The sequence below is a fragment of the Pseudosulfitobacter sp. SM2401 genome, from assembly GCF_042932805.1.
Taxonomy (GTDB): domain Bacteria; phylum Pseudomonadota; class Alphaproteobacteria; order Rhodobacterales; family Rhodobacteraceae; genus Ascidiaceihabitans.
The window spans coordinates 3,948,958-3,972,750 of the sequence record NZ_CP170633.1; the positions used below are offsets into that span (position 1 = coordinate 3,948,958).

Below are 23,793 nucleotides of genomic sequence, written 5' to 3' on the forward strand. Positions count from 1 at the left end.
TCAGTAAGGGAGAGGGTCATGAAATTTCTGATTGGTTTGGTTGTGGTGTTGGGTCTGGCGGGGGGTGCACAGGCGCAATCTGCGGATTACGGCGATGATACCAGCGAATGGGCGAACGACGGCGAATGCGATGATCGCCGGTTTACGGGCGCGGGCGTCACGGGATCGCTGGACAGCGATGACAGCGGTCACGACGCGACAGATTGCAAGCGCGCGGTGGAATTTGGACGCGCCAAGCTGTGGGTGTTTGCCGATGCGATCAAAGTGACGCAATGCGATGCGGTCAACTTTGGCGATGATTCATCGGAGTGGGCCAAGGACCGCGAATGCGACGATTTCCGGTTCGAGGGGGACGGCATGTCGGCGGTGGTTCTCAGCGAAGACATCGGGCGCGACGCTGCAGATTGCCGGCGCCTGTGTGACGCTGGCAAAATTGCGTTGCGCGATTACTGAGGCAAAAACACCGGATACAGCGAGGCGATCAACAGCAGCGCCATGCTGACGTTGAACGCCCGCAATCGGGTCGGGTTGGTCAGGATGCGCGCCATTTGTTGGCCCAGAACCGTCCAACAGCTGACGCAGGGCAGGTTGATCGCGCCAAACACCGCCCCCACGATCAGGATCGAGGCAAGGCTGGTGTCAGCGGTGTAAACGGTGACGGCGGTGATCGCCATTGTCCACGCCTTTGGGTTGACCCACTGGAACGACGCGGCCTGTAGGAACGTCATCGGCGTGCCGGTTTGATCGCCTTTGGTCGCGGGCGCAGCGGTCGCGATTTTGTAGGCCAGATACAACATGTACAGCACGGACGCGACTTTCAGGATCGTGTGCGCAATCGGGTAGCTGTCGAATATTTGCGCCAGCCCGATGCCGACCAAAATCACCATCAGCACAAAGCCGATGCCGATGCCCAGCATGTGCGGGATCGAGCGGACAAACCCGAAATTGGCCCCCGACGCCATCAGCATCAGGTTGTTGGGCCCCGGCGTGATGGAACTGGCAAAGCAAAAGCCGACGAGGGCGGTAAGGAGTTCATAAGGCATGACGCAATGTTTGACGCATCTTGCGCGCTATGAAATTGCGAAGTGCTATTAATTGCCGTAGATTACACAACAAATGAGCAAATTAGATCACATAAACGAGCAGATATTGCGTGAGTTGACCCGCGATGGGCGCATCAGCAATCTGGAACTGGCGGATCGGGTGGGGCTATCGCCTTCGGCCTGCTTGCGGCGGGTGCAGGAAATGGAACGCACAGGCCTGATTGCGGGGTACCGCGCGGTGCTGGATCGATCCGCCTTGGGCATCGGGTTTGTCGCCTACATCGGTGTCGGTCTGCGCGATCATTCCAAAGCCAGCCAAGAGGCGTTTGAACGCGCGATGGAGCGTGCCGTGGACGTGCGTGAATGTCACAACATCACCGGCACTATCGAATATCTGCTGCGTGTCGAATGTGCGGATATGCCCAGCTACAAGGCGTTCCACACCGATCTGTTGGGCGCGTTGCCGCAAGTAAACGGCATCACGTCCTATGTTGTTATGGGCTCGCCCAAGGACGAACGCGGCTAGCTATTTGATCGCGTCTGCCGCGATTTTGGCAAAGATAGTGTCCAGCTCTGCGGCCATCGTTTTCAGCTCTTCGCCGCCATCATAAGGGGCAAGCACGTGGCTGGGTGTTTTGTATGACAGGGTCGCGGTCCCGTCGTCGTTTTCGGTGACGTACATGCGGATCGGGGCTTCGATCATCGCGGCTGTGGACAGCTTAAGCATGTCGACCGCAAAGACGTTGTTGAACACGCCGATCACGCGGTTGCCCGGGATTGTGATGCCGCGCTTTTTGGCGGTGCCCGTTGGCCCTGCTTCGGTCACGACGCCCATTTTGTTGGCCTTCACGGCGGCCTTGGTATCGCCAAGCAGCTGGACGTAGGGTTTGTCCGTGGTCTGGACCGCCCAACCGTCTTGCGCGGTCAGATCGTCGGCCATGACCGGCATGGCAAATGAGATGAGAAAAAGGATTAGAAAACGCATGAGGCCTCGCAAATGTTAGGGAGGCCTCATTCAAGCGCGGTGGCTTGGTTTTATCAAATCAACTTGGCGTCAGGTGGCGATTAACCGCCTTTTGCGCGGGTTTAGGATGCTGCGATCATTTCGGATTGGCGCACGATGACTTCGGCCTGTTTGATCGATGCGATGTCGACAAGGCGGCCTTTGTAGACGGTGGCACCTTCGCCGTTTGCCTTGGCGGTTTCCATGGCCGCAAGGATTTCGCGGGCCTCAGAAACGGCCTCGTCTGACGGGGTGAAGACCTCGTTTGAGATCGCGATTTGCTTGGGGTGGATCGCCCATTTGCCGACCATGCCAAGGGTTGCGGAGCGGCGGGCTTGGGCGCGGCAGCCATCGTCATCAGAGAAATCACCAAACGGGCCGTCGACGGGCAGAATGCCATGCGTGCGACAGGCGGCAACGATGGCGGTTTGCGCCCAGTGCCACGGGTCGGACCAGTGTTTCTGACCCTCGTGCAGCATGTAGTAGTTTTCCTGTGTCCCGCCGATGCCTGTGGTTTGCATGCCCATGGAGGCAGCGAAATCTGCGGCCCCGAGGGACATCGCTTGGAGGCGAGGCGAGGAGGCGGCGATTTCTTCGACGTGGGCGATGCCAGCGGCGGATTCGATGATGACCTCAAGCGCGATGGGTTTGGTGCGCCCCTTTGCGCGTTCGACCGCCGTGACCAGCGCGTCGACGGCGTAGACATCAGCGGCGCAACCGACCTTTGGGATCATGATCATGTCAAGACGGTCACCGGCGTTTTCCAGCAAATCCACCACGTCGCGATACCAGTAGGGGGTGTCCAAGCTGTTGATCCGCACGGACAGGGTTTTGGTGCCCCAGTCGATGGTGTTGATGGCCTCGATCACGTTTTGACGCGCGGTGTCCTTGTCGGAGGGGGCCACGGAATCTTCGAGGTCGAGGTTGATCACATCCGCCGCTGACGCCGCCATTTTCGCGAACAGCTTGGTGTTTGAGCCTGGCCCGAACAGCTGGCAGCGGTTGGGACGGGCAGGAGGCGTTGGCTGGAGGCGGAAGCTCATGAGGTGACCTTTCGAAGGGGCATGTGTGGGCGCAATAAAGTTGCGAGATTTCTGGGGTCAGCAGATATTTAATTGCGCGGTGGCGTGCAAGGCGTATTTTGCAGGTGCAGCATTCCGCTTTGACGCTGAGCTGAGTCGGTAGGCTGGGACATGAACGCACGATTGTTCGCAGGATTTCCGAATTGACGCTCGTTTCTTGTTCAAAATCTAGATCAAGCACGCGGATAGCGATGGATTTGCGCGCAGAATCGCGGAAATTGTCGGTAACATTGCATTTGGGGACCTCAGCTATGATTAAAACACCTTACCTCCTGTTCTTGGGCGACGTGCCTGACCAATTGTCAGCCAAAGTTGCGCAAGGCATCAAAGACTGGCGCCCCGATAACGCGGTTGGCCAATTCCGTATGGACGGCTGCAAAGCGGACGTAGGCTTGGGCGACATGACGTTGGCCGAAGCGAAGTCCAAAGGTGCCAAGACGCTTGTGTTGGGCGTGGCAAACCGTGGCGGTTACATTTCTGATGCGTGGAAAGCCGTTTTGATGGACGCGCTGAACATGGGTTACGATTTGGCGTCGGGTCTGCACAACTTGTTGCGCGACGAAGAAGACTTGGTCGCGTTGGCCGCCGAAAAGGGCTGCGAGTTACACGACGTGCGCGTGCCGTCGGTCGAATACCCGATCGCAACAGGCGTTAAGCGTAGCGGCAAACGCGTTTTGGCAGTGGGCACCGATTGCTCTGTGGGTAAAATGTACACAGCGTTGGCGTTGGACGAAGCGATGCGCGCCAAAGGCATGAAATCGACGTTCCGCGCGACGGGTCAAACCGGTATTTTGATCACTGGCGACGGTGTGCCATTGGACGCGGTTGTTGCGGATTTCATGGCGGGATCGATTGAATATTTGACACCAGCCAATGACGAAGATCACTGGGACATCATCGAGGGGCAGGGCAGTCTGATGCACGTGTCCTATTCGGGTGTGACCTTGGCCTTGGTCCATGGTGGTCAGCCCGATGCGTTGATCCTGTGCCACGAACCGACACGCACACACATGCGTGGTTTGCCGGATTACAGCGTTCCGACGATGCAGCAGATTTCTGATCTGGCGTTGCCGTTGGCCCGTGTTGGCAACCCTGCTTGTCAGGTTGTCGGCATTTCGGTCAACACGCAGCACATGTCCGAGGATGAAGCGGTGGCGTATCTGGCCGGTGTTGAGGCCGAAATGGGCATGCCGGCTGTTGATCCGTTCCGCCATGGTGCCGAGCGTTTGGCGGATGCTATTGCTGCGTTGTAGACGCTTGCGGTTTTTGCTCTCTCCGGACCCTCCGGGGGGAGTATTTTTGATCAAGACAGGAGCGATGGCATGCGCATTGATGTGACGCACGACGTGTTTAAGTTGGCGCAGGTGTTTACCATCGCGCGCGGTTCGCGCACCGAGGCCAAAGTGCTGACGGTGCATTTGGATGATGGTGTGAACAAGGGCTGGGGCGAATGTGTGCCGTATGCCCGTTATGGCGAGAGCCTTGAGAGCGTCACCGATCAGATCAAGGGATTGCCGAATGATGTGACCCGCGAAGCGCTGTACGAATTGTTGCCCGCAGGTGCTGCACGCAACGCCGTTGATTGCGCGTTGTGGGATCTGGAGGCCAAGCGGTCGGGCAAGCGGGTTTGGCAGTTGGCTGGGCTGACGGCTCCTGGTCCTGAGATCACGGCCTATACGCTGTCGCTGGACACACCCGAGGCGATGAAGGCGCAGGCGATGGAGCATGCGTTTCGCCCGTTGTTGAAGATTAAACTCGGCACGCCTGACGATATGCCCCGCTTAGAGGCGGTGCGTGCGGGTGCGCCGAAATCCAAGATCATCGTGGATGCGAATGAAGGTTGGACGGCTGAAGTTTACGCCGATCTGGCCCCGCATCTGGTGGGCCTGGGTGTGGAGTTGGTTGAACAACCGTTGCCTGCAGGTGAGGATCACGCGCTGTTGGGGATGCAGCGTCCGGTGCCTGTGTGTGCGGATGAATCCTGCCATGACCGCGACAGCCTTGCCGATCTGAAAGGTAAATACGACGTCATCAACATCAAGCTGGATAAGACTGGCGGTTTGACCGAAGCCTTGGCTTTGCGCGACGCGGCAAAGGCGCAAGGCTATGACGTGATGGTGGGTTGTATGGTTGGATCGTCGTTGGCGATGGCGCCTGCGACCTTGGTGGCGCAGGGTGTTGGCATTGTTGATCTTGACGGCCCGTTGCTATTGGCCGAAGACCGCGACCAGCCTTTGACATTTGACGCGGACGGGGTGCACCCGCCTGTGTCCGCACTATGGGGATAAATAAAATGCGCACTGTATATTTGAACGGCGAATATGTGGCCGAAAACGAAGCCAAGGTTTCGATCTTTGATCGCGGGTTTTTGATGGCGGATGGCGTTTACGAAGTGACGTCAGTGCTGGATGGTAAGCTGGTGGATTTTGACGGGCACGCTGTGCGTCTGGATCGCTCTTTGTCCGAGTTGGGGATGGCGAACCCGATCTCCAAAGATGATTTGCTGGCGGTGCACCGTGAATTGGTTTCGCGCAATGAGGTCGTGAATGGCGGTGTCTATTTGCAAATCACGCGCGGCGCACCTGCTGATCGCGACTTTGCCTTTCCTGACCCTGAAACCACACCATGCACGGTTGTTTTGTTCACCCAGTCCAAGCCGAATGTCATGGACAACCCTGCCTCGCAAAACGGGATCAAAGTGATTTCGATCGCGGATGAGCGTTGGGGCCGTCGCGACATCAAAACGGTTCAGTTGCTGTACCCGTCCATGGGCAAAATGATGGCCAAGGCAGCGGGTTGTGATGACGCGTGGATGGTCGAGGACGGGCACGTCACCGAGGGCACATCGAACAACGCCTACATCGTCAAAGGCAACAAGATCATCACGCGCGGTTTGTCCAACGACATCCTGCACGGCATCACACGCGCCGCCGTTTTGCGGTTCGCGAAAGAAGCCCAGATGGAAGTCGAAGAGCGCAATTTCACGATTGAAGAAGCCATGAGCGCGGACGAGGCGTTTATCACCTCGGCCACGATGTTCGTGAATGGTGTCGTTGAAATTGACGGCGCGAAAATCGGTGACGGTATGCCGGGCCATGTGTCCAAGCGCTTGCGCGAGATCTATCTGGACGAGAGCCGCAAGGTCGCGATTTAAAGTTCGGTCGGGCGGGTCAAGACCCGCCTTACCAGTTCTGCATTTGCGCTGATTTAAGCCTGAACAGAGACGTTGATTGCGTCGATATCAGCGGCCCCGAGGTTGGACAGGGTGGCCACCAACCGGTCGTCCAAAAATACGTCAACGCCGTCGTCTGCGGCCTGTAGTTCGATCTCGAAGTCGGGCGCGTTGGGGTCGACCGGATTGAGGACATACAGGATGAGTTGTTCTGTTGCGGGGTCGAAATCGGTGATGGTGACTTCGTCCTCGGTGCGGTCCTGCGACACGCCAACCCCAAAGCTATCTACGCCTTCACCGCCGGTAAATACATCGCCGTCATCGCCGTTTAGCGTGTCGTTGCCATAGCCGCCGTGTAGCGTGTCCGCCTTGCCCAGATCAGCGTTGGTGCCGCGTTCTGCAAAGGGGTCGTCGTCACCGCCGAACAGGAAATCATTGCCGGTGTCGCCGCGCAAAACATTACTGCCGTGGTAGTCACGAATCATGTCATTGCCAGCGCCGCCGCGGACAAAATCATCGCCTTCCATGTATTCAGCATCTGCGGCTGCTGCGACGTATTGATCATCGCCGTCGCCCAAGAACACACGGTCGTCGCCCGCACCGCCGACTGCAAAATCATTGCCGTCGCCTGCGAACACGGTGTCATCCCCGGTACCTGCATCGATGGCGTCATCGCCCCCGTTTGCCTCGATCAGGTCATTGCCGCCAAAGCCGAGAATTTCGGTGCCATTGTCGTTGCCGACCATTTGTTCGGCGGCGTCTGACCCTTCAAAGGCGTCGACGTTCAGCGGGTTTTCTTGGCGCAATTCCAGATCCGGGTCTGGCGTTTCGGGTTCATCCGGTGCGCGCGATGCGTCGTCGTCGTCAAAGATGCTCATGATCAGGCCGATGCCCAAGGCGACGGGAATAATTAAAAGTGCTAACATTTGAACGCCTTGGGTGGTTATTTCGATCCTTATCAACCAGCTATCTCGGCGTCATGGGCTGGTGTCAAATATCCACTGCCCTTTGTTGCGCAACCAAGAACGGTGCGCCCAAGAGCGGTGAATTGTTGCTAATTTTAGTGATCGCCGCCTTGTTCGAACTCAGATTGTTGTTGCGGGCTGGCATCGGTTTGAAAGTTCGCCTTCCAGTCAGCCATGGTCATGCCGTAGAACGCCTCGCGCCCTTGGTCTTTGGTCATGTCGATCCCGCGTTCGTTTGCGGCCTCTTGGTACCAGCGCGACAGGCAATTTCGGCAGAAGCCGGTCAGGTTCATCATGTCGATGTTTTGCACGTCGGTGCGGTCTGTCATCAGGTGGTGTTGCAGGCGGCGAAAGGCGGCGGCTTGCAGTTCGATTTCGGTTTGTTTGTCCATGTGTCGGGCTCCTGTGGTTCGTTCAAATGTCGGCTTTGCGGCGTGCATTTTCAAGCAAAGGCGCAAGCAAGCGCGCCCATTTTTGTTGTCCTGCGTCGGTGTCGATCAGGTCGTTGCGGATTTCGATCAACACGTTGGGGCGACCGTGTTGCAGCGCGTGTTGGTCAACCGCGTCGCCGGGCAAATGGCCCGCGTAGGGTTCGTTGTTACCGATCGGAGTGGTCAGTGTGACGCGCAATTCATCCATCAGCGGGATCGCGAGGCGGGCGTCATGGGCGTACAGCACGCCGATTTCCCAAGGGCGATGGGCGCGTCCCTTTAGCTGCGGGGTAAAGCTGTGGATCGACACAATGGCGGTCTTGGGGCGTGTGGCCAGTTCTGCCAGCGCGTCGTGATAGGGGCGGTAACATTCGGCAATCCTGCGGTCGCGTTCGGCGTGATCCGCGTGCCGGTTGGCGGGAATGATCGTGCCGTCGTACAGGCGCATCAACAGCGTCGGGTCGTCCATGCCGCGGTTCGGATCAATCACGAGGCGCGAAAAATTCGATAGGATCGCGGGGCTGTTCAACGCCTCGGCCAGCGCGCGCGTGACCCCTGCCGCCCCGGGATCAAAGGCGATGTGGCGGTTCATGTCGGCCTCGGCCAACCCGAGCGAGCCACCGTTCACAGACGCAGGCACCGTGTTGGCGGCGTGATCGCAGGTGACCAGCCAAGTGCCGGATCGATCAACCCCGTGGGTGAAAAAAGCAGTGTGTGTCATGAAACCTTTACCTGTTTGATTGCAGGTGTAGGCGAGTTGCGCCCGAAAGTGAATTGCGCGATAAAGCGTGCAAATGATAGCGATAACAACTGCTGGGGTGGACCGAATTATGAGACGATTGCGCAATGTAAAGATCGTGGCGACGCTGGGTCCGGCCTCTGACGACTACAACATGATCCGGTCCTTGCACGAGGCCGGCGCGGATGTGTTTCGATTGAACATGTCGCACGGATCACACGCTGAAATCGCTGAAAAACATGCGATTATTCGCAAGGTTGAGGCGGATTTGAACAGCACGATCGGTATTCTCGCCGACCTTCAGGGGCCGAAATTGCGCGTCGGTGTGTTTTCTGGTGACAGTGAGATGCTGGATATCGGCGCCAAATTCCGGCTTGATCTGGACACAGCAGAGGGCACGTCGGATCGTGTCTGCCTGCCGCACCCCGAGATTTTTCAAGCGCTCGAAGTTGGCGCGTCCTTGTTGGTGAACGACGGTAAAATCCGGTTGCAGGTCGATGCTTGTGGCCCCGATTTTGCCGATTGCACGGTGGTGATTGGCGGCGTGATTTCCAACCGCAAGGGTGTGAACGTGCCGGATGTCGAGCTGCCCTTGGCGGCGCTGTCGTCCAAAGATCTGGCGGATCTGGAATTTGTCTGCGCGCTGGGCGTCGACTGGTTGGCCCTGTCGTTTGTGCAGCGTGTCGCGGACGTCGAAGAGGCGCGCGTTTTGGTCAAAGGCCGCGCGGCGATCCTCAGCAAAATCGAAAAACCCAACGCGGTGGAACGTTTCGACGACATTCTGGCGGCCAGCGATGGCATCATGGTTGCGCGTGGCGATCTGGGGGTCGAACTGCCGGTACAGAACGTCCCGCCGATCCAGAAACGTCTGGTGCGCAAGTGTCGCGCCGCCGCGAAACCGGTGATTGTGGCGACGCAAATGTTGGAATCCATGATCGAAAGCCCGATGCCAACCCGCGCCGAAGTGTCGGACGTGGCCACGGCAATCTACGAGGGCGCGGACGCGGTGATGCTAAGCGCCGAAAGCGCTGCGGGCGACTATCCGATCCAAGCGGTTCAAACGATGGACAACGTCGCCCAAGAGGTCGAGGTCGACCCGACCTACACGCAAATCATCGAGGCCAGCCGCACCGCTAACCGTGCCTCTGTCGCGGACGGAATCGTTGCTGCGGCGCGTGAAATCGCGGAAACCACCGACATCAAAGCGATCTGCTGTTTCACCCAAAGCGGGACAACTGCGTTGCTGACGGCGCGTGAACGTCCACGCGTGCCGATCATCGCGATGACGCCTCTGGTTGGCACGGCGCGGCGTTTGGCGCTGTCGTGGGGCACGAATTGTGTGATCACCGATAATCTGGACCGGTTTAAAGGCGCGGTGGTTGCGGCGGCCAAAGCGGCCCGCACCGAAGGGTTCGCCGACAAGAACGATCAGATCGTTGTGACCGCCGGCGTGCCGTTCAACGTTCCGGGCAGCACGAACATCTTGCGTGTGGCACCATGCGACGAACGTTTGATTTTCAACACCGATCCAGAGTAGCGTCTGCAGATAAGCGCTTTCCCGAGCAGATATAAAAAGCGGAAAGTGCACAGCAGGAGTATTATGATGAGTCCAGATATTGCCATGGTTGTTGGCATTATCATCGCCGGGTTTTCGATCCCGTCGATGATGTCCGCATTGTCGGATGGACGTGCGCCACGCGCCTCTGCGGTCACAATTTTGATCGCGGGCGGGTTGATTGTTTACGCGGTGCGCACGCACCCCGGTGGCTACCGATTAGAGGATTTGCCGCAGGTTTTTGTACGGGTTGTAGCGCAATTTATTTGATCTAGGGGCAGAACGCAGAGGTTTGGGTGTTTTGTGGGCCCCAAAGGGTATGTTTTCGCTTGATCCAAGCCTCGATCCCTCCTAAAGACCAACTTCGTTCCGCGCGTCCGGCCGAAATGGCATGCCGAGTCGCGCATTTACCGAACTCAAGATTAGGAGACGGAAATGCCTAAGATGAAGACGAAGTCGAGCGCGAAGAAGCGCTTTAAGATCTCTGCGACCGGTAAGGTCATCGGAGGCCAGGCTGGCAAACAGCACGGTATGATCAAACGCTCGAATAAATTCTTGCGCAACGCACGCGGCACGACAGCATTGTCAGCGCCAGATGCAAAAATCATCAAGGGCTTTATGCCCTACGACCGTTAAGCCAGAAGGAATAAGATATGTCCCGAGTTAAAGGTGGCACAGTCACTCACGCCCGTCACAAGAAGGTCATCAAAGCCGCTAAAGGTTATTATGGCCGTCGCAAGAATACTTTTAAAGTCGCCCGTCAGGCGGTTGATAAAGCCAACCAATACGCAACCCGTGACCGTCACAATCGCAAGCGGAACTTCCGCGCATTGTGGATCCAGCGGATCAACGCTGCAGTGCGTTCACACGACGAAGCGCTGACGTATTCGCGTTTCATCAATGGTCTGAACCTGGCCGGCATCGAAGTCGACCGCAAGGTTCTGGCTGATCTGGCCGTACACGAACCAGACGCATTTGGTGCGATCGTTGCACAAGCCCAAAAAGCACTCGCAGCTTAAGCCGCGGCCTAACGGCCCACAGTTTGCGAGACTGGGAAAGCCCTGCCATTTTGGCGGGGCTTTTTGCGTTTTGGCTGGTTTGCAGGATGGGTCATGAGGCGGATGCAGACCGTGCTGCGCCCGCCTGAAACCAACCTTGCGAAACCCGCGAAGGTAAACTTTCTTATAATTTTCCCCATGCAGTGCATCGCTTTGCTGAACTATTTGGAAATTGGAAACAAAAGAAAGACGAGAGAATGAACAAACAAGTCGCAGAATTCATCGGTACATTCACACTGGTCCTGTTGGGCTGTGGATCTGCTGTTTTGGCAGGCGCAGACATCGGATTGACGGGCATCAGTTTTGCCTTTGGTTTGGCCTTGATTGGTATGGCGTACGGCATCGGTCCGGTGTCAGGATGTCACATCAATCCGGCGGTTTCGCTGGGCATGGTCGCGGCTGGGCGCATGACATTACCCGAAGCCATCAAATACATCATCGCACAGGTGGCAGGCGCAATCGTTGCTGCGGCCGTGCTGTGGATGATCGCCTCAGGCAAGGCGGGCTACAGTCTCGCTGAAAATGGCTTGGGTCAAAACGGTTGGGGTGCGGGGTACCTTGGTGAGTATTCGCTGATGGCGGCATTGGTCTTTGAGGTTGTAGCGACCTTCTTGTTCATGGTTGTTATTTTGGGCGCGACAGGACGCGGCGCACCGGCGGCGATGGCTGGGCTTGCGATTGGTCTGGCCTTGGTTGTGATCCACCTTGTGGGCATCAACGTCACCGGCGTTTCGGTGAACCCAGCACGTTCGATCGGGCCAGCCTTGTTTGCCGGCACCGGCGCATTGAGCCAGCTGTGGTTGTTCATCGTCGCACCGATCGTGGGCGCTGTGGCCGCGGGTCTGGTGTTTAAAACGGGGACGCTTGACGCGCCTGAATAATTCGCCCGGATTTTAAAAACCTGATGCAGCGGTGTGCTTTTGCACCCGCTGCATTTTTGTTTGTGCGTTGCAGATCAATTCCCCTTGGCCTTGCAATCAAAGGGGTAGGGCGATAGCACAACAGAATAATTTTCTGGGGGCCGACAAGGGACCATCATGGACGATCTCAAAGCCAAATATCTGGACCAAATTGCCAACGCGTCTGACGAGGCCGTGCTCGAAGACATCCGTCTGGCGGCTGTCGGCAAAAAGGGCGAAGTCGCTCTGAAAATGCGCGAGCTGGGCAAGATGACCCCCGAAGAACGCCAAACGGCCGGTCCTGCGTTGAACGCGCTTAAGGACGAGATCAATTCTGCCCTGTCGGCCAAGAAATCCGGCCTTGCGGATGCCGCGTTAGATGAACGTCTGCGCACCGAATGGCTGGATGTGACGCTGCCTGCGCGCGACCGTCGCGTCGGCACGTTGCACCCGATTTCCCAGGTCCAAGAAGAAGTCACCGCGATCTTTGCCGAGATGGGTTTTGCCGTTGCCGAAGGGCCGCGCATCGACACCGATTGGTACAACTTTGACGCGCTGAACATTCCCGGCCACCACCCAGCGCGCGCCGAGATGGACACCTTCTACATGCACCGCGCCGAGGGCGATAACCGCCCGCCGCACGTGTTGCGCACGCACACCTCGCCGGTTCAAATCCGCTCGATGGAAAAGACGGGCGCGCCGACGCGGATCATCTGTCCGGGCGGTGTGTACCGCGCCGATTACGACCACACGCACACGCCGATGTTCCATCAGGTCGAAGGTCTTGCGATCGACAAAGACATTTCGATGGCGAACCTGAAATGGGTGCTTGAGGAATTCGTAAAGTCCTATTTCGAGGTCGACAATGTCGATATCCGGTTCCGCGCCTCGCATTTCCCGTTCACCGAACCCTCTGCCGAAGTTGACATTCGTTGTTCTTGGGAAGGCGGCACGCTGAAGGTTGGCGAAGGCGACGATTGGCTCGAGATTTTGGGGTCCGGCATGGTGCATCCAAAGGTCCTAGAGGCCGGTGGGATTGACCCGAACGAATGGCAAGGCTTTGCCTTTGGCATGGGCATCGACCGGATCGCGATGCTGAAATACGGCATCCCTGATTTGCGGGCATTCTTTGATAGCGATCTGCGGTGGCTGCGCCACTACGGGTTTAGCGCGCTGGACGTGCCGACGCTACGTGGCGGTTTGAGTAGGTAGATGTACCTGCTCGGCGTTTGGTTCGCTAATTATATCAATTGGTGTGAACAAAAGGCGCGACTTCTTCCTGAATGGGCAATTGTCGCGATGTTTCTCGGCATTTCGGCGCTAGATGTTGCCTTGAATTTCATTCTACCGTTCCAAATATCTTTCATATTTTGGGTTTGTATAGCCATCCCTTTCTTGATTTTTTTTTGGTATTTCGCAGACATCGCCAACAGGTTGCGCGGGATAAAAGGGATCAATTTCGCAAGATTGACGACATGCAGAGAGCTATTCAAGGCAGGTCGCCTAGGTGGTGGCTTTGGTAAGGTGCATCTCGATGCACCACGCGTTTGTGACGTGACATTCGCAACCTAATCCGTAGCGTGGGCGTTATGAAAATTATCGCCTTCCTGATCGCCGCCCTTTTTGCCATTCCTGCTTACGCCATGGGCCCGTGGAAAGATGCCTGCCAGCTGGATGTTCCGTGCGAACTGCCTTCGGGGCGCAGCTATCACGTCAAGGCTCCTGATGATTGGGACGGCGAAACACCTCTGCCCGTTTTGATGCATTTCCATGGTTGGATGCGCACCGGCGCGCTGCCTGTGCAGCACCAGCGGATCAGTGGCGCGACCCGTCGTCGTGGTGTTTTGCTGGTCGCCCCGAATGGCAACGGCAAAAGCTGGGACTTCTGGGATGACGCCACAGACGATGTGCCTTTTGCCGCCGAGGTTCTCGCGGATGTGGCCAAGACCTACCCCGTCGATCAGTCACGCATTTACGTCTCGGGGTACTCGTACGGATCGGCCATGGCGTGGCGCTACGTGTGCGAAAACGGCAACGATGTGGCGGCCCTGATCGCGGTGTCCGGCACCCTGCGCCAGAACGTAATCTGCCCCCAAGGTCCGCGCGAAATTCGCCACGTGCACGGCACCAACGACACGGTCATGGATTTCCCGTTCGGGCAAGGCGGCGACACGACCTATCCTGTCGCGCTGTGGCGAGAACAGTTCAAATGCGGGCAGGGGCGTGATGCTGGACCTTGGAATGCCGTTGATTTTCTGACCTTTCAACGCACGGTTTGGGACAATTGCGAGAGCGGCCAAAAGGTGACGTTGGACGTGCATCCGGGTGGTCATTTCATCCCGCACGGTTGGATCGCGCGCCAGTTGGACGAACTGTTAGGGCTGGAAAACAGCTATCCCTGAACGCCCGACCCCTTGCGCGCAAACGCATTCTTTGCCATTGCCGTAGGCAATCAAACGCTTGTGCTGTCCCAAAGGGGAAGACCGATGAAATTCACGTTGTCCTGGCTTAAAACCCACCTCGAAACCGATGCATCTTTGGATGACATCCTGTACGCCTTGACCGATCTGGGGCTCGAGGTCGAAGAGGTCGAGGACCGCGCCGCCAAGCTGGCTGATTTTACCATCGGCTACGTGGAATCTGCGGAAAAGCACCCCGATGCGGACCGTCTGCAAGTGTGCCAAGTCAACACCGACGAAGGCATGAAACAGATCATTTGCGGCGCACCGAACGCGCGCCAAGGTATCACTGTCGTCGTGGCCAAACCGGGCGTGTACGTGCCGGGCATCGACACGACGATTGGCGTTGGCAAAATTCGTGGCATCGAAAGCTTTGGCATGATGGCATCCGAGCGCGAGATGGAGCTGTCAGAGGAACACGACGGCATCATCGAATTGCCCTCGGGCGAGGTTGGCGACCGGTTTGTGGACTGGCTGGCGGCGAACGATCCGGCCAAAGTTGACCCTGTTATCGACATCGCAATCACGCCAAACCGCCCCGACGCATTGGGTGTCGAAGGCATCGCGCGCGATCTGGCGGCCCGTGGTTTGGGCAAGCTGAAAACCCACGGCGTTGATGTGGTCGAGGCGACGTTCAGGTCCGACATTAGCGTCTCTATCGACGAGAACACGTTGGACGGTTGCCCAGTGTTTTGTGGTCGCGTGATCAAGGGTGTCACGAACGGTCCAAGCCCCGTTTGGCTGCAAGACGCGTTGCGCGCCATTGGCCTGCGCCCGATCAGTTTCCTGGTCGATGTCACCAACTTTTTCACCTACGATCGCAACCGCCCGTTGCACGTTTTTGACGCGGACAAGGTCGCCGGCAATTTGCGTGTGCACCGCGCCAAAGGCGGCGAAGAAATCGTCGCGCTGGATGATAAGACCTACACGTTGCAAGCGGGTCAGATGGTCATTTCTGATGACAACGGCGCCGAAAGCATCGCGGGTATCATGGGTGGTTTGGACACGGGCTGCACTGAGGACACGGTGAATGTGTTCGTCGAAAGCGCCTATTGGGATCCGGTGCAGATCGCCTACACGGGCCGTGCGTTGAAAATTAATTCCGATGCGCGCTATCGTTTTGAACGTGGCGTCGACCCTGAATTCACGCCTGTCGGGCTGGAACTGGCTGTGCGCATGATCGTGGATCACGCTGGCGGTGAAGCGTCCCAACTGATCCAAGCCGGCAAGGTGCCGGACACATCGCGCACCTACAAATTGAACGCCGCGCGCGTGCAATCTTTGGTCGGAATGGAGATCCCTGAATCGACACAACGCCAGACTTTGACGGCTTTGGGTTTCCGGCTTGAGGGCGATTTGGCCCATGTGCCCAGCTGGCGCCCTGACGTGCAGGGTGACGCGGATTTGGTCGAAGAAGTCGCGCGTATTGCGTCTCTGACCAAGCTGCAAGGTCGCCCCCTGCCGCGCCTGACCGACGGTGTGCCAAAGCCGGTGATGACCCCCTCGCAGCGTCGGATCGTGGCGGCGCGTCGCACGACGGCGGCGCTGGGATACAACGAATGTGTGACCTACAGTTTCATTGATCAGGCCAGTGCCGCGCTGTTCAGTGGTGGCACCGATACCACGATGCTGGAAAATCCGATCAGCACCGACATGAGTCACATGCGCCCAGCCTTGTTGCCCGGTTTGTTGCAGGCCGCAGCCCGCAACCAAGCGCGTGGATTTGCGGACATGGCGCTGTTCGAAGTCGGGACTGCGTTCAGCGGCGGCGAGCCAGGCGAAGAGCACATGTTGATCAGCGGTTTGCTGGTCGGTCGCACTGGTCCCAAGGACGTGCATGGCACGTCGCGCGGCGTTGATGTCTACGACGTCAAGGCCGACGCCGAGGCGGTTCTGGCCGCGATGGGCGCCCCTGCCAAGGTGCAAATCATGCGCGGTGCCAACGATGAATGGCACCCCGGTCGTCACGGCAAAATCTGCCTTGGTCCCAAAAAGGTGCTTGGCATTTTTGGCGAGGTGCATCCGCGTGTGCTTGAGGCGATGGACATCAAAGGGCCGGCGATGGCCTTTACTCTGTGGCCCGATGAAATCCCGATGCCACGTGCAACGGGCGCGAACCGTGGCAAGCTAGAGATCAGCGATCTGCAAGCGGTCGAGCGTGATTTTGCCTTTGTGGTCGACGCTGAAGTCGAGGCGTTGACGCTGGTCAATGCGGCCGCTGGTGCTGACAAAGCGTTGATCGCAGGCGTGCGCGTGTTTGACGAATTTATCGGCGGATCACTGGGCGAGGGTAAAAAATCGCTGGCGATCACGGTCCGTTTGCAACCTGTTGAGGCGACGCTGAAGGATGCGGATATCGAAGCTGTCAGCGCCAAAGTCATCGAAAAAGTGACCAAGGCGACGGGCGGCGTTTTGCGCGGATAAAAAGGAAAAACTGATGTTGAACGTATATCTTTCAGGCGAAATCCATTCGGATTGGCGCGAGCAAATCATTGATGGATCCAAGGGTTTGAATGTGACGTTCAACAGTCCCGTAACCGATCACGCCGCCAGCGATGATTGCGGCGTAAGCATCCTAGGGGCCGAGCCGAACAAGTTTTGGCATGACCACAAAGGCGCAAAACTAAACGCCATCCGCACCCGCAAAGGCATCGAGGATGCGGATGTTGTCGTGGTCCGTTTTGGTGAGAAATACAAACAGTGGAACGCAGCATTTGATGCGGGCTACGCTGCCGCCCTTGGCAAATCGCTGATCGTTTTGCACGGCGCTGATCACCAGCACGCGTTGAAAGAAGTCGACGCAGCCGCACTGGCTGTGGCCGAAGAGCCGAGCCAAGTTGTCGAAATGCTGCGCTATGTTCTGGACGGAACGCTCCCCCGTTAAGGGGAAGCGTTTTGATCTACCCGCGTGGTGGAATCTGGCGCCCTTTTACGACGGCCGGGCGCGCTAGGAACCGGTCCAGATAGGCGACGAGGTTCGTGTACTCATCCCATTTCAGCACCTCGCGCGCGCCGTAAAAATCAAGCGCGGCCAACCACGGGCCAATCGCAATATCCGCGATTGAATAGTTGCCTGCGATCCATTCTTTGTCCGCAAGTTCCAGGTCCAGCATCGTCAGCAGGCGCGTTGCCTCGTCCAGATAACGCTGCTGCGGGCGTTTGTCCGCGAACTGGGACCCTGCGAATTTATAGAAGAACCCGAGCTGCCCAAACATCGGCCCCAAGCCGCCCATCTGGAACATTAACCATTGGATGACTTTGGCTTTTTCGGTTGCGGTTTCCCCCATCAGCTTGCCGGACTTCTCGGCGAGATACATCAGAATTGCACCGCTTTCGAACAAGGCAATAGGCGTGCCGTCGGGGCCATAGGGATCAAGGATCGCGGGGATCTTGTTGTTGGGGTTCAGCGACAGAAACTCGGGGCTTTTGACATCTACATCCGACAACGTGACGGTGTGCGCCTCGTAGGGGATGCCCAGTTCTTCTAGTGCGATGGACACCTTGACGCCGTTCGGGGTGGGGTAGGAATACAGCTGCAAAACGGACGGGTCCTGTGCGGGCCACCGTTGCGTGATTTGGTAGGTGCTGAGGTCGGTCACTATGTCTCTCCTAACGATTATTGAGACAAAATAAGGCTTTTTCCCCGCAAAAACAGGCTAGAAACAGTGCAAACATGTGTTAACGAGTGTGCACAGACGAACGCTGATTAAAAAAGCGACGGTCACAGACAACACTGAGGGACAACAATGATTAAAGAATTCAAAGACTTCATCTCGAAGGGCAATGTCATGGACATGGCCGTAGGTATCATCATCGGCGCGGCATTCACTGCCATCGTCGGATCGCTGGTTGCCGATTTGATCAACCCGATCATCGGCATCTTTATGGGCGGCGTTGATTTTGCAGGTCTTTCCGCGACAGTTGGCGAAGCCGAGCTGACCTACGGTAACTTCATCATGGCAATCATCAACTTCTTGGTCATCGCGTTTGTGGTGTTCATGTTGGTGCGTTCGCTGAACAAAATGAAGAAAGCCGAAGAGCCTGCAGCACCTGCGGCACCAGCCGGTCCAACACAAGAAGAACTGTTGGCCGACATCTTGGCTGCTTTGAATAAATAAACGTCATAAAAACGACCGGCTAACGGTCTAACTCGGGTCCGCGACAGTGATGTTGCGGGCCCTTTTTCGTGTTTGGTTTGATCAGGTGCCGATGATCGGGCGGTTGTTTTTGGCGTGTCGCTGGATCAGTTTCTTTTGCTGCTTGGTTGGCGGGATCAGGCTGGCGGGGGTGTGTTGTTCCAGCAGGTTCGGAAACAACGCGTTCAACTCCTCCAGCTGATCCGTATCCAGAATGTGCTGCGTTTGTGGGCCGATCAAAAAGCTCTCGCTTGGCACGCCTTCGGACATCAGAACTTCGTGGTTTTCCGTGATGACATGGAAATATTCGATCTGGGTGACGTCGGTCATTTGATAAATGCCGGGCAGGTTGGTCAGGCGCTTGGCAGCGATCAATGCGGCAGACGCGCCAAACATGCGCTGCACGATGGGGGATGTGACCAAGACGCGGTGCTGTGGGGACAAGCATAGATCGCGCATCGGCAGGCCAACACCAAGGCATCCAGCGCTGAGGCAAATAGGGTGGAGCTTGGGCGCGTGGGCTAATCTGCGTGGTCCAACTTTGGTGGATAGGATCAGTTGCACTGGCACTGGCTGGCCGGATTGGTTGATCAGCACGTCTCCGGATTGTAATTCCTCGACCCGTTTCATCCCGTCCGATGTGGCCAATCGTGTGCCGCGTGCAAAGCAGGGGATGGACCCGTCGTTCGGGGTCGTTTGCGTTGCATAGCTGGTGCCGCCATCGCTGGTTTCGAGGGATTCCCCCGCACCCGCCTGACCGATTTGCGTGCTGGTGGTGCCACTCGCTGCCCCACCTGTTGCGTTAACTGGCGGGCCATCGTCGAACGAGATGAACTGATGCACAGTGCCTGCCGTATCCACAGATACGCCGCCGCTTTTGTTTAGCCCGTTGAAGGTCGCGGAACTGGCGGCGTCGACGACATAGACGTCTTTGCCTGCGATGGTCGCAACCTTGGTCCCCAATACATTCACAGAGCGCACAGAGCCATTCGGGTTGTAAACTGTGACAGTGATGTTGGACACATCTGTGCCGCCGTCCACCGCGATCTCGATGAAATCGAGCGACGCCCCACCGAGATATTTTACTTCTGAAACATATGGATCAGCCATGATCTTATGAACAAGCGCTGCGCGGCGCTTTGCCTCTCTAAACAGTTACACAAAAGTTAACTTGGGGGCGGATGGGGTTTGTTTAACGGGGAATAAAGGCGGAAATTCGTCTAAAAGTTGAACTGCCTTGACGATAAGGCTGCTTCAGCAAAAAACCGCCACCCCGCTAAGGGTGACGGCTGCTTTTCTAGGTCGCTTTTGGCGGCTTAGGTCTTGAGCGCCAAGGCTGGAGACAGAACGTCCATTCCCAAGGCTTTGCCGACCGCATAGTAGGTCAACTGGCCCGCGTGTACGTTCAGGCCTGCAAGCAAATGCGCGTCATCTTCGCAGGCTTGACGCCAGCCTTTGTCGGCCAGTGCCAGCATGAACGGCAAAGTCGCGTTGCCCAAGGCGATGGTTGACGTGCGCGCAACTGCACCCGGCATGTTGGCGACGCAGTAGTGCATGATGCCGTCAACTTCGTAGATCGGGTCTTGGTGTGTGGTGGCGCGGGATGTCTCGAAACACCCACCTTGGTCAATCGCGACGTCAACCAGAACGGCGCCTGGTTTCAATTCGCTCAGCTGTGCGCGGCTGATCAGTTTGGGCGCTGCTGCACCCGGGATCAGAACCGCGCCGATGATCATGTCGGCCTCGCGCGCCAGTTCCATCGTGTTGCCTGCGTTGGCGTAGGACGTTTTGAACTGCCCGCCAAACACGTCATCCAAGTAGCGCATGCGTGCCAATGAACGGTCCAGAACGGTGACGTCTGCGCCCATGCCAGCGGCGATGCGTGCGGCATGTGTGCCGACAACGCCGCCGCCGATGACGACCACGCGTGCGGGTCCAACACCCGGAACGCCGCCCATCAGAACGCCGCGTCCGCCGTTGGCTTTTTGCAAGGTCCATGCGCCGACTTGTGGGGCCAAACGACCCGCTACTTCGGACATTGGGGCCAGCAGTGGCAGGCCACCCTGCGCGTCTGTGACGGTTTCATAGGCGATGGCTGTGCAGCCGGACGCGAGCAAATCTTTGGTCTGTTCAGGGTCCGGCGCAAGGTGCAGGTAGGTGAACAGCACCTGGTCTTTGCGCAGCATGGCGCGTTCCACCGGCTGTGGTTCCTTGACCTTAACGATCATGTCGGCAGCGGCGAAAATTTCGGCGGCTGTTGCGGCGATGGCTGCACCGGCGTCAACGTAATCTGCGTCCGTGAAACCGGCCCCTGCACCGGCACCCGCCTGCATGGTCACGGTGTGGCCGTGTGCGACCGCTTCGCGGGCTGCGTTTGGCGTGATGCCGACGCGGAATTCTTGTGGTTTGATCTCGGTTGGGCATCCAATGTGCATGACCGTATTCCCTGATTATTGCTGTTTGCAACGGCAGTATCTGCGGCAATTGACGCAATGTGCGACGGAAAAGCTGCGTAAACCATAGGCAACTTGCGAAGAATCCACTAACACTTGGCCCAATCGTGAGAGGAATCTTCGCAAATGTCTTTGGACGCAACAGACAAACGTATCTTGACGGCTTTGCAGCGCAAGGGCCGCATTTCAAACGCGGACCTGTCCGAGGTGGTGAACCTGTCGCCGTCTGCCTGCCACAGGCGGGTGCAACGGTTAGAGGCGGACGGCTACATTCGCGACTATGTGGCGCTGTTGGATGCGCGCAAAATGGGCGTGCCGACAACCGTGTTTGTCGAGATCACGCTGTCGGGCCAAGCGGACGAAGTGTTGGACGCGTTTGAAAAAGGCGTGTCGCGGATACCGGACGTTTTGGAGTGCCATTTGATGGCGGGCACAGCGGATTACATCCTAAAGGTCGTGGCCGAAAACACCGAAGATTTCGCGCGCATCCACCGCCAGTATCTGGCCCGCCTGCCGGGCGTGGCGCAGATGCAAAGCAGTTTCGCGCTGCGGACGGTGTTCAAGACAACTGCGCTGCCTGTTTAAGGTCGTTGGCGGCCCGTTTTCTGGCGGATAGAACCACTGCGATCACCACGGCACTCGCGCCCGCGATGTTGGGCAACAAGGCCAGCGGCCAATACGCGCCAACCGCGCCAAGCACCAAAAGCGCCAGCGTGACAGGGCCAATCGGACCTTCGGCGTAGCGCTGGATCAACGCGTTGGTGGCGTAGATGCCGAACAAGGCAAAGAACCCGATTTGCAGGATTTCGATGACCTCGCCCGAGATCAGCGGCGTGTAGGCGAACAGCAGCGGCACGACGTACAGACCTTTGGCGATTTTCCAGCTTTCGAAACCCGTGGCCATGGGCCGCGATCCGGCAATTCCTGCGGCGGTAAAGGCGGCAAGGCAGACGGGCGGCGTCACGTTGGAATCCTGGCTTAGCCAGAAAATGATCAAATGCGCGGTCAGCAGATAGGTCGTTTGCAATGTCGGATCGACCATGATGGGCCGGATCGTTACGGCGATTTCAAAGGGGATGTTTCGGATCAGTTCCCATGCTTCGGCCTTGGTCATTCCTATCGCGACTTGTGCGGCCAGCGGATGATCAACTAGCGCAAAGAGGGCGGATTTTGACGGGTCAGAAATGCCGTCCATCAGCTGTTGTGCGATCAAGCCGTCGGCCATGATGCCCGCCAAAGCCGGGGCCGTCAGGATCGCTAGAATGATGTAGGCGGCCGTCACCGGCAGCCCCATGCCCAGCACCAACGAGGCCAGCGCGATCAGCGCAATCGCCAACACCAAGGACCCTTGCGACCACTGTGCGATCATCAGGGAAAACCCGTTGCCGACACCGCTGGTCACGATGGCGTTGTTCATGATCCCGATCGCCGTCAAAAGGATCGCTGTCATGATTGCAGAGCGGACACCGCTGACCACAGCTTCGGCGATTTTCGCGGGGCCCATGTTGACCGGTTTGAACGATCCATCCTTGCGCAGAAGGGCGATCAGGCTGGTGATCCACGACGTCGCGATCAGGGTCACAATCGCCCAACACGCCGCATACGACGGGGTGACGCCCGTGACCAAAAGCCAGATCATCACGGCCAGCGGCACGACAAACACCAAACCGCCAGAGATCATCTTGGCGCGATCTACGGTCAGATCGATGTCAGCACCTGCGTCGTATTTGACAGCTTCGATGCGCACGATGAACGCCACGGACAGGAAATACAGCAGGGCCGGCATCACCGACACCGCGACGATTGTGCCGTAGGGAATGGACGTGTAGCTGGCCATCACGAACGCGCCGGCACCCATGATCGGCGGCATCAGTTGACCGCCAGTCGAAGCGGCGGCCTCGACCCCTGCGGCGAATTGTGGGCGAAAGCCGTTGGACTTCATCAGCGGGATCGTGATCACCCCGGTTGACGCGGTGTTGGCGATGGCGGACCCGGAAATCGTGCCGGTCAGGGCCGATGACAAAACGGCAACAAACGCCGCGCCGCCTTTGATCCGACCCGCGACGACTTTGGAAATTTCGATGACGAAATTGCTGGCCCCCGAGACGACCAGAAAACCGCCGAAAATCATGAACAGCGTGATGTTGGTGACCGAGATATTTCCGAGGATGCCGAACATGCCTTCGTCGTTGTAAAGCGTGCGGAACAGCACGTCGTTCAAGGGCAGGCTGGCAGAGCGGAACACACCGGGCAGCATGGTGCCGAGAAACAGGATGTAGCTGAGGGATAGGATGATCAGGATCGGGATGACCCAACCCGACACGCGGCGCGACAAATCAATGCAAGCAAAGATCAGCAAAAGGCCTGCAGCCCAATCCAGAACAGTGAATTGCCAGCCCAATCCTGTGACGGCGAGGGATCGTTCGTACAGACCGGATTCGGCCCACGCGACCCACAGGGCGGCACCTGCGACCAGCAATCCGTAGACGATATCGATTACCCAAGCCCATGTTTTGCCTTCATTTTTGCCCCAAGGGCTAAGCGTGATTGAAGCGAGAAACGCAAAACCGGCAAAGTGGATTGCGTTTTGCCACAGGCCGGGTTCGGTCAGATAGACGTTTGTCAGGATGTGCCAGATGCCAAAGAATAGGGCAAAGACGAGCACGATCTGGCGGGCTCCGAATTGGCCATGCGGCATGTCCAAAAGTGTTGCGCGTGACGATTGGTTTTGCGGTGCAAGCTGTGTCATCTGGTCCCCCCCCAGGCAGAAAAATGGGACGCTGCAAGCCACAGCGTCC

Annotated in this window: 26 protein-coding genes; 16 read left to right on the forward strand and 10 right to left on the reverse strand. The window is 57.6% G+C overall.

What is annotated here, in order from left to right; translation table 11 throughout:
• Positions 1 to 18 precede the first annotated feature (18 nt).
• Positions 19 to 453 (forward strand): hypothetical protein, encoded by a 435-nt coding sequence (locus ACFIO0_RS19405; RefSeq protein ID WP_390912044.1) that lies wholly within the window; start codon positions 19 to 21, stop codon positions 451 to 453.
• On the opposite strand, the gene ACFIO0_RS19410 is transcribed toward ACFIO0_RS19405, so the two are convergent.
• Positions 447 to 1,043: a LysE family transporter gene (locus ACFIO0_RS19410; RefSeq protein ID WP_390912045.1), complete on the reverse strand. Its 597-nt coding sequence runs from the start codon at positions 1,041 to 1,043 to the stop codon at positions 447 to 449. The two genes, ACFIO0_RS19405 and ACFIO0_RS19410, sit on opposite strands and share 7 nt — an antisense overlap.
• A gap of 73 nt (positions 1,044 to 1,116) precedes the next feature.
• Here ACFIO0_RS19410 and ACFIO0_RS19415 point away from each other — a divergent pair, with 73 nt between their 5' ends.
• Positions 1,117 to 1,569, forward strand: coding sequence for a winged helix-turn-helix transcriptional regulator (locus ACFIO0_RS19415; protein WP_390912046.1), 453 nt, complete (start codon positions 1,117 to 1,119; stop codon positions 1,567 to 1,569).
• On the opposite strand, the gene ACFIO0_RS19420 is transcribed toward ACFIO0_RS19415, so the two are convergent.
• Together ACFIO0_RS19420 and ACFIO0_RS19425 are read right to left on the reverse strand one after the other, a co-directional pair.
• Complete coding sequence (locus tag ACFIO0_RS19420; RefSeq protein ID WP_390912047.1) at positions 1,570 to 2,028, reverse strand: DUF302 domain-containing protein; 459 nt, start codon at positions 2,026 to 2,028, stop codon at positions 1,570 to 1,572. It abuts the gene before it with no gap.
• 101 nt (positions 2,029 to 2,129) lie between these two features.
• Positions 2,130 to 3,089, reverse strand: a complete 960-nt coding sequence (locus tag ACFIO0_RS19425) for an L-malyl-CoA/beta-methylmalyl-CoA lyase (protein ID WP_390912048.1) — start codon at positions 3,087 to 3,089, stop codon at positions 2,130 to 2,132.
• A 290-nt stretch (positions 3,090 to 3,379) separates the two neighbouring features.
• On the opposite strand from ACFIO0_RS19425, the gene dgcN reads away from it, so the two are divergent.
• The 3 genes from dgcN to ACFIO0_RS19440 all read left to right on the forward strand — a co-directional run bounded on the left by dgcN (position 3,380) and on the right by ACFIO0_RS19440 (position 6,282).
• Positions 3,380 to 4,381, forward strand: coding sequence for an N-acetyltransferase DgcN (gene dgcN, locus ACFIO0_RS19430; RefSeq protein ID WP_390912049.1), 1,002 nt, complete (start codon positions 3,380 to 3,382; stop codon positions 4,379 to 4,381).
• Between the two features lie 69 nt (positions 4,382 to 4,450).
• Positions 4,451 to 5,416 (forward strand): N-acetyl-D-Glu racemase DgcA, encoded by a 966-nt coding sequence (dgcA, locus tag ACFIO0_RS19435; protein WP_390912050.1) that lies wholly within the window; start codon positions 4,451 to 4,453, stop codon positions 5,414 to 5,416.
• Between the two features lie 5 nt (positions 5,417 to 5,421).
• A complete protein-coding gene (locus tag ACFIO0_RS19440) occupies positions 5,422 to 6,282 on the forward strand; it encodes a D-amino-acid transaminase (protein WP_390912051.1) in 861 nt (286 codons plus the stop codon).
• Between the two features lie 53 nt (positions 6,283 to 6,335).
• Here ACFIO0_RS19440 and ACFIO0_RS19445 read toward each other — a convergent pair whose 3' ends face one another.
• The 3 genes from ACFIO0_RS19445 to ACFIO0_RS19455 all read right to left on the reverse strand — a co-directional run bounded on the left by ACFIO0_RS19445 (position 6,336) and on the right by ACFIO0_RS19455 (position 8,417).
• Positions 6,336 to 7,226, reverse strand: coding sequence for a calcium-binding protein (locus ACFIO0_RS19445; protein ID WP_390912052.1), 891 nt, complete (start codon positions 7,224 to 7,226; stop codon positions 6,336 to 6,338).
• Positions 7,227 to 7,360: 134 nt separating this feature from the next.
• A complete protein-coding gene (locus ACFIO0_RS19450) occupies positions 7,361 to 7,657 on the reverse strand; it encodes a DUF1244 domain-containing protein (protein ID WP_390912053.1) in 297 nt (98 codons plus the stop codon).
• 22 nt (positions 7,658 to 7,679) lie between these two features.
• Positions 7,680 to 8,417, reverse strand: coding sequence for an N-formylglutamate amidohydrolase (locus ACFIO0_RS19455; RefSeq protein ID WP_390912054.1), 738 nt, complete (start codon positions 8,415 to 8,417; stop codon positions 7,680 to 7,682).
• A 109-nt stretch (positions 8,418 to 8,526) separates the two neighbouring features.
• Between ACFIO0_RS19455 and pyk the strand changes: the two genes are divergently transcribed.
• The 9 genes from pyk (at position 8,527) to ACFIO0_RS19500 (ending at position 17,290) form a co-directional block, all read left to right on the forward strand.
• Entirely contained in the window at positions 8,527 to 9,972 is a 1,446-nt protein-coding gene (gene pyk, locus ACFIO0_RS19460) for a pyruvate kinase (RefSeq protein ID WP_390912055.1), read from the forward strand.
• A gap of 66 nt (positions 9,973 to 10,038) precedes the next feature.
• A complete protein-coding gene (locus ACFIO0_RS19465) occupies positions 10,039 to 10,260 on the forward strand; it encodes a hypothetical protein (protein WP_390912056.1) in 222 nt (73 codons plus the stop codon).
• Between the two features lie 165 nt (positions 10,261 to 10,425).
• Entirely contained in the window at positions 10,426 to 10,626 is a 201-nt protein-coding gene (gene rpmI, locus ACFIO0_RS19470; RefSeq protein WP_390912057.1) for a 50S ribosomal protein L35, read from the forward strand.
• Positions 10,627 to 10,643: 17 nt separating this feature from the next.
• A complete protein-coding gene (gene rplT / locus ACFIO0_RS19475; protein ID WP_390912058.1) occupies positions 10,644 to 11,009 on the forward strand; it encodes a 50S ribosomal protein L20 in 366 nt (121 codons plus the stop codon).
• A gap of 236 nt (positions 11,010 to 11,245) precedes the next feature.
• Entirely contained in the window at positions 11,246 to 11,929 is a 684-nt protein-coding gene (aqpZ, locus tag ACFIO0_RS19480; protein ID WP_390912059.1) for an aquaporin Z, read from the forward strand.
• 156 nt (positions 11,930 to 12,085) lie between these two features.
• Entirely contained in the window at positions 12,086 to 13,159 is a 1,074-nt protein-coding gene (gene pheS, locus ACFIO0_RS19485) for a phenylalanine--tRNA ligase subunit alpha (protein ID WP_390912060.1), read from the forward strand.
• A gap of 377 nt (positions 13,160 to 13,536) precedes the next feature.
• Complete coding sequence (locus ACFIO0_RS19490; RefSeq protein ID WP_390912061.1) at positions 13,537 to 14,349, forward strand: alpha/beta hydrolase family esterase; 813 nt, start codon at positions 13,537 to 13,539, stop codon at positions 14,347 to 14,349.
• 84 nt (positions 14,350 to 14,433) lie between these two features.
• On the forward strand, positions 14,434 to 16,830 hold the full coding sequence (gene pheT / locus ACFIO0_RS19495; protein ID WP_390912062.1) for a phenylalanine--tRNA ligase subunit beta: 2,397 nt from the start codon (positions 14,434 to 14,436) through the stop codon (positions 16,828 to 16,830).
• Between the two features lie 13 nt (positions 16,831 to 16,843).
• A complete protein-coding gene (locus tag ACFIO0_RS19500) occupies positions 16,844 to 17,290 on the forward strand; it encodes a YtoQ family protein (RefSeq protein ID WP_390912063.1) in 447 nt (148 codons plus the stop codon).
• A 16-nt stretch (positions 17,291 to 17,306) separates the two neighbouring features.
• On the opposite strand, the gene ACFIO0_RS19505 is transcribed toward ACFIO0_RS19500, so the two are convergent.
• On the reverse strand, positions 17,307 to 18,005 hold the full coding sequence (locus tag ACFIO0_RS19505; protein WP_390912064.1) for a glutathione S-transferase N-terminal domain-containing protein: 699 nt from the start codon (positions 18,003 to 18,005) through the stop codon (positions 17,307 to 17,309).
• A 147-nt stretch (positions 18,006 to 18,152) separates the two neighbouring features.
• Here ACFIO0_RS19505 and mscL point away from each other — a divergent pair, with 147 nt between their 5' ends.
• Complete coding sequence (mscL, locus tag ACFIO0_RS19510; RefSeq protein ID WP_390912065.1) at positions 18,153 to 18,524, forward strand: large conductance mechanosensitive channel protein MscL; 372 nt, start codon at positions 18,153 to 18,155, stop codon at positions 18,522 to 18,524.
• Positions 18,525 to 18,605: 81 nt separating this feature from the next.
• Here mscL and ACFIO0_RS19515 read toward each other — a convergent pair whose 3' ends face one another.
• The gene (locus ACFIO0_RS19515; protein ID WP_390912066.1) at positions 18,606 to 19,652 is read right to left on the reverse strand and encodes a Hint domain-containing protein; all 1,047 of its coding nucleotides are present in this window, start codon (positions 19,650 to 19,652) and stop codon (positions 18,606 to 18,608) included.
• 206 nt (positions 19,653 to 19,858) lie between these two features.
• Positions 19,859 to 20,977, reverse strand: coding sequence for an alanine dehydrogenase (gene ald / locus ACFIO0_RS19520; RefSeq protein WP_390912067.1), 1,119 nt, complete (start codon positions 20,975 to 20,977; stop codon positions 19,859 to 19,861).
• Positions 20,978 to 21,121: 144 nt separating this feature from the next.
• Between ald and ACFIO0_RS19525 the strand changes: the two genes are divergently transcribed.
• The gene (locus tag ACFIO0_RS19525; protein WP_390912068.1) at positions 21,122 to 21,580 is read left to right on the forward strand and encodes an Lrp/AsnC ligand binding domain-containing protein; all 459 of its coding nucleotides are present in this window, start codon (positions 21,122 to 21,124) and stop codon (positions 21,578 to 21,580) included.
• On the opposite strand, the gene ACFIO0_RS19530 is transcribed toward ACFIO0_RS19525, so the two are convergent.
• Positions 21,555 to 23,744 (reverse strand): TRAP transporter fused permease subunit, encoded by a 2,190-nt coding sequence (locus tag ACFIO0_RS19530; protein WP_390912069.1) that lies wholly within the window; start codon positions 23,742 to 23,744, stop codon positions 21,555 to 21,557. The genes ACFIO0_RS19525 and ACFIO0_RS19530 overlap by 26 nt on opposite strands.
• Positions 23,745 to 23,793: the final 49 nt, after the last annotated feature.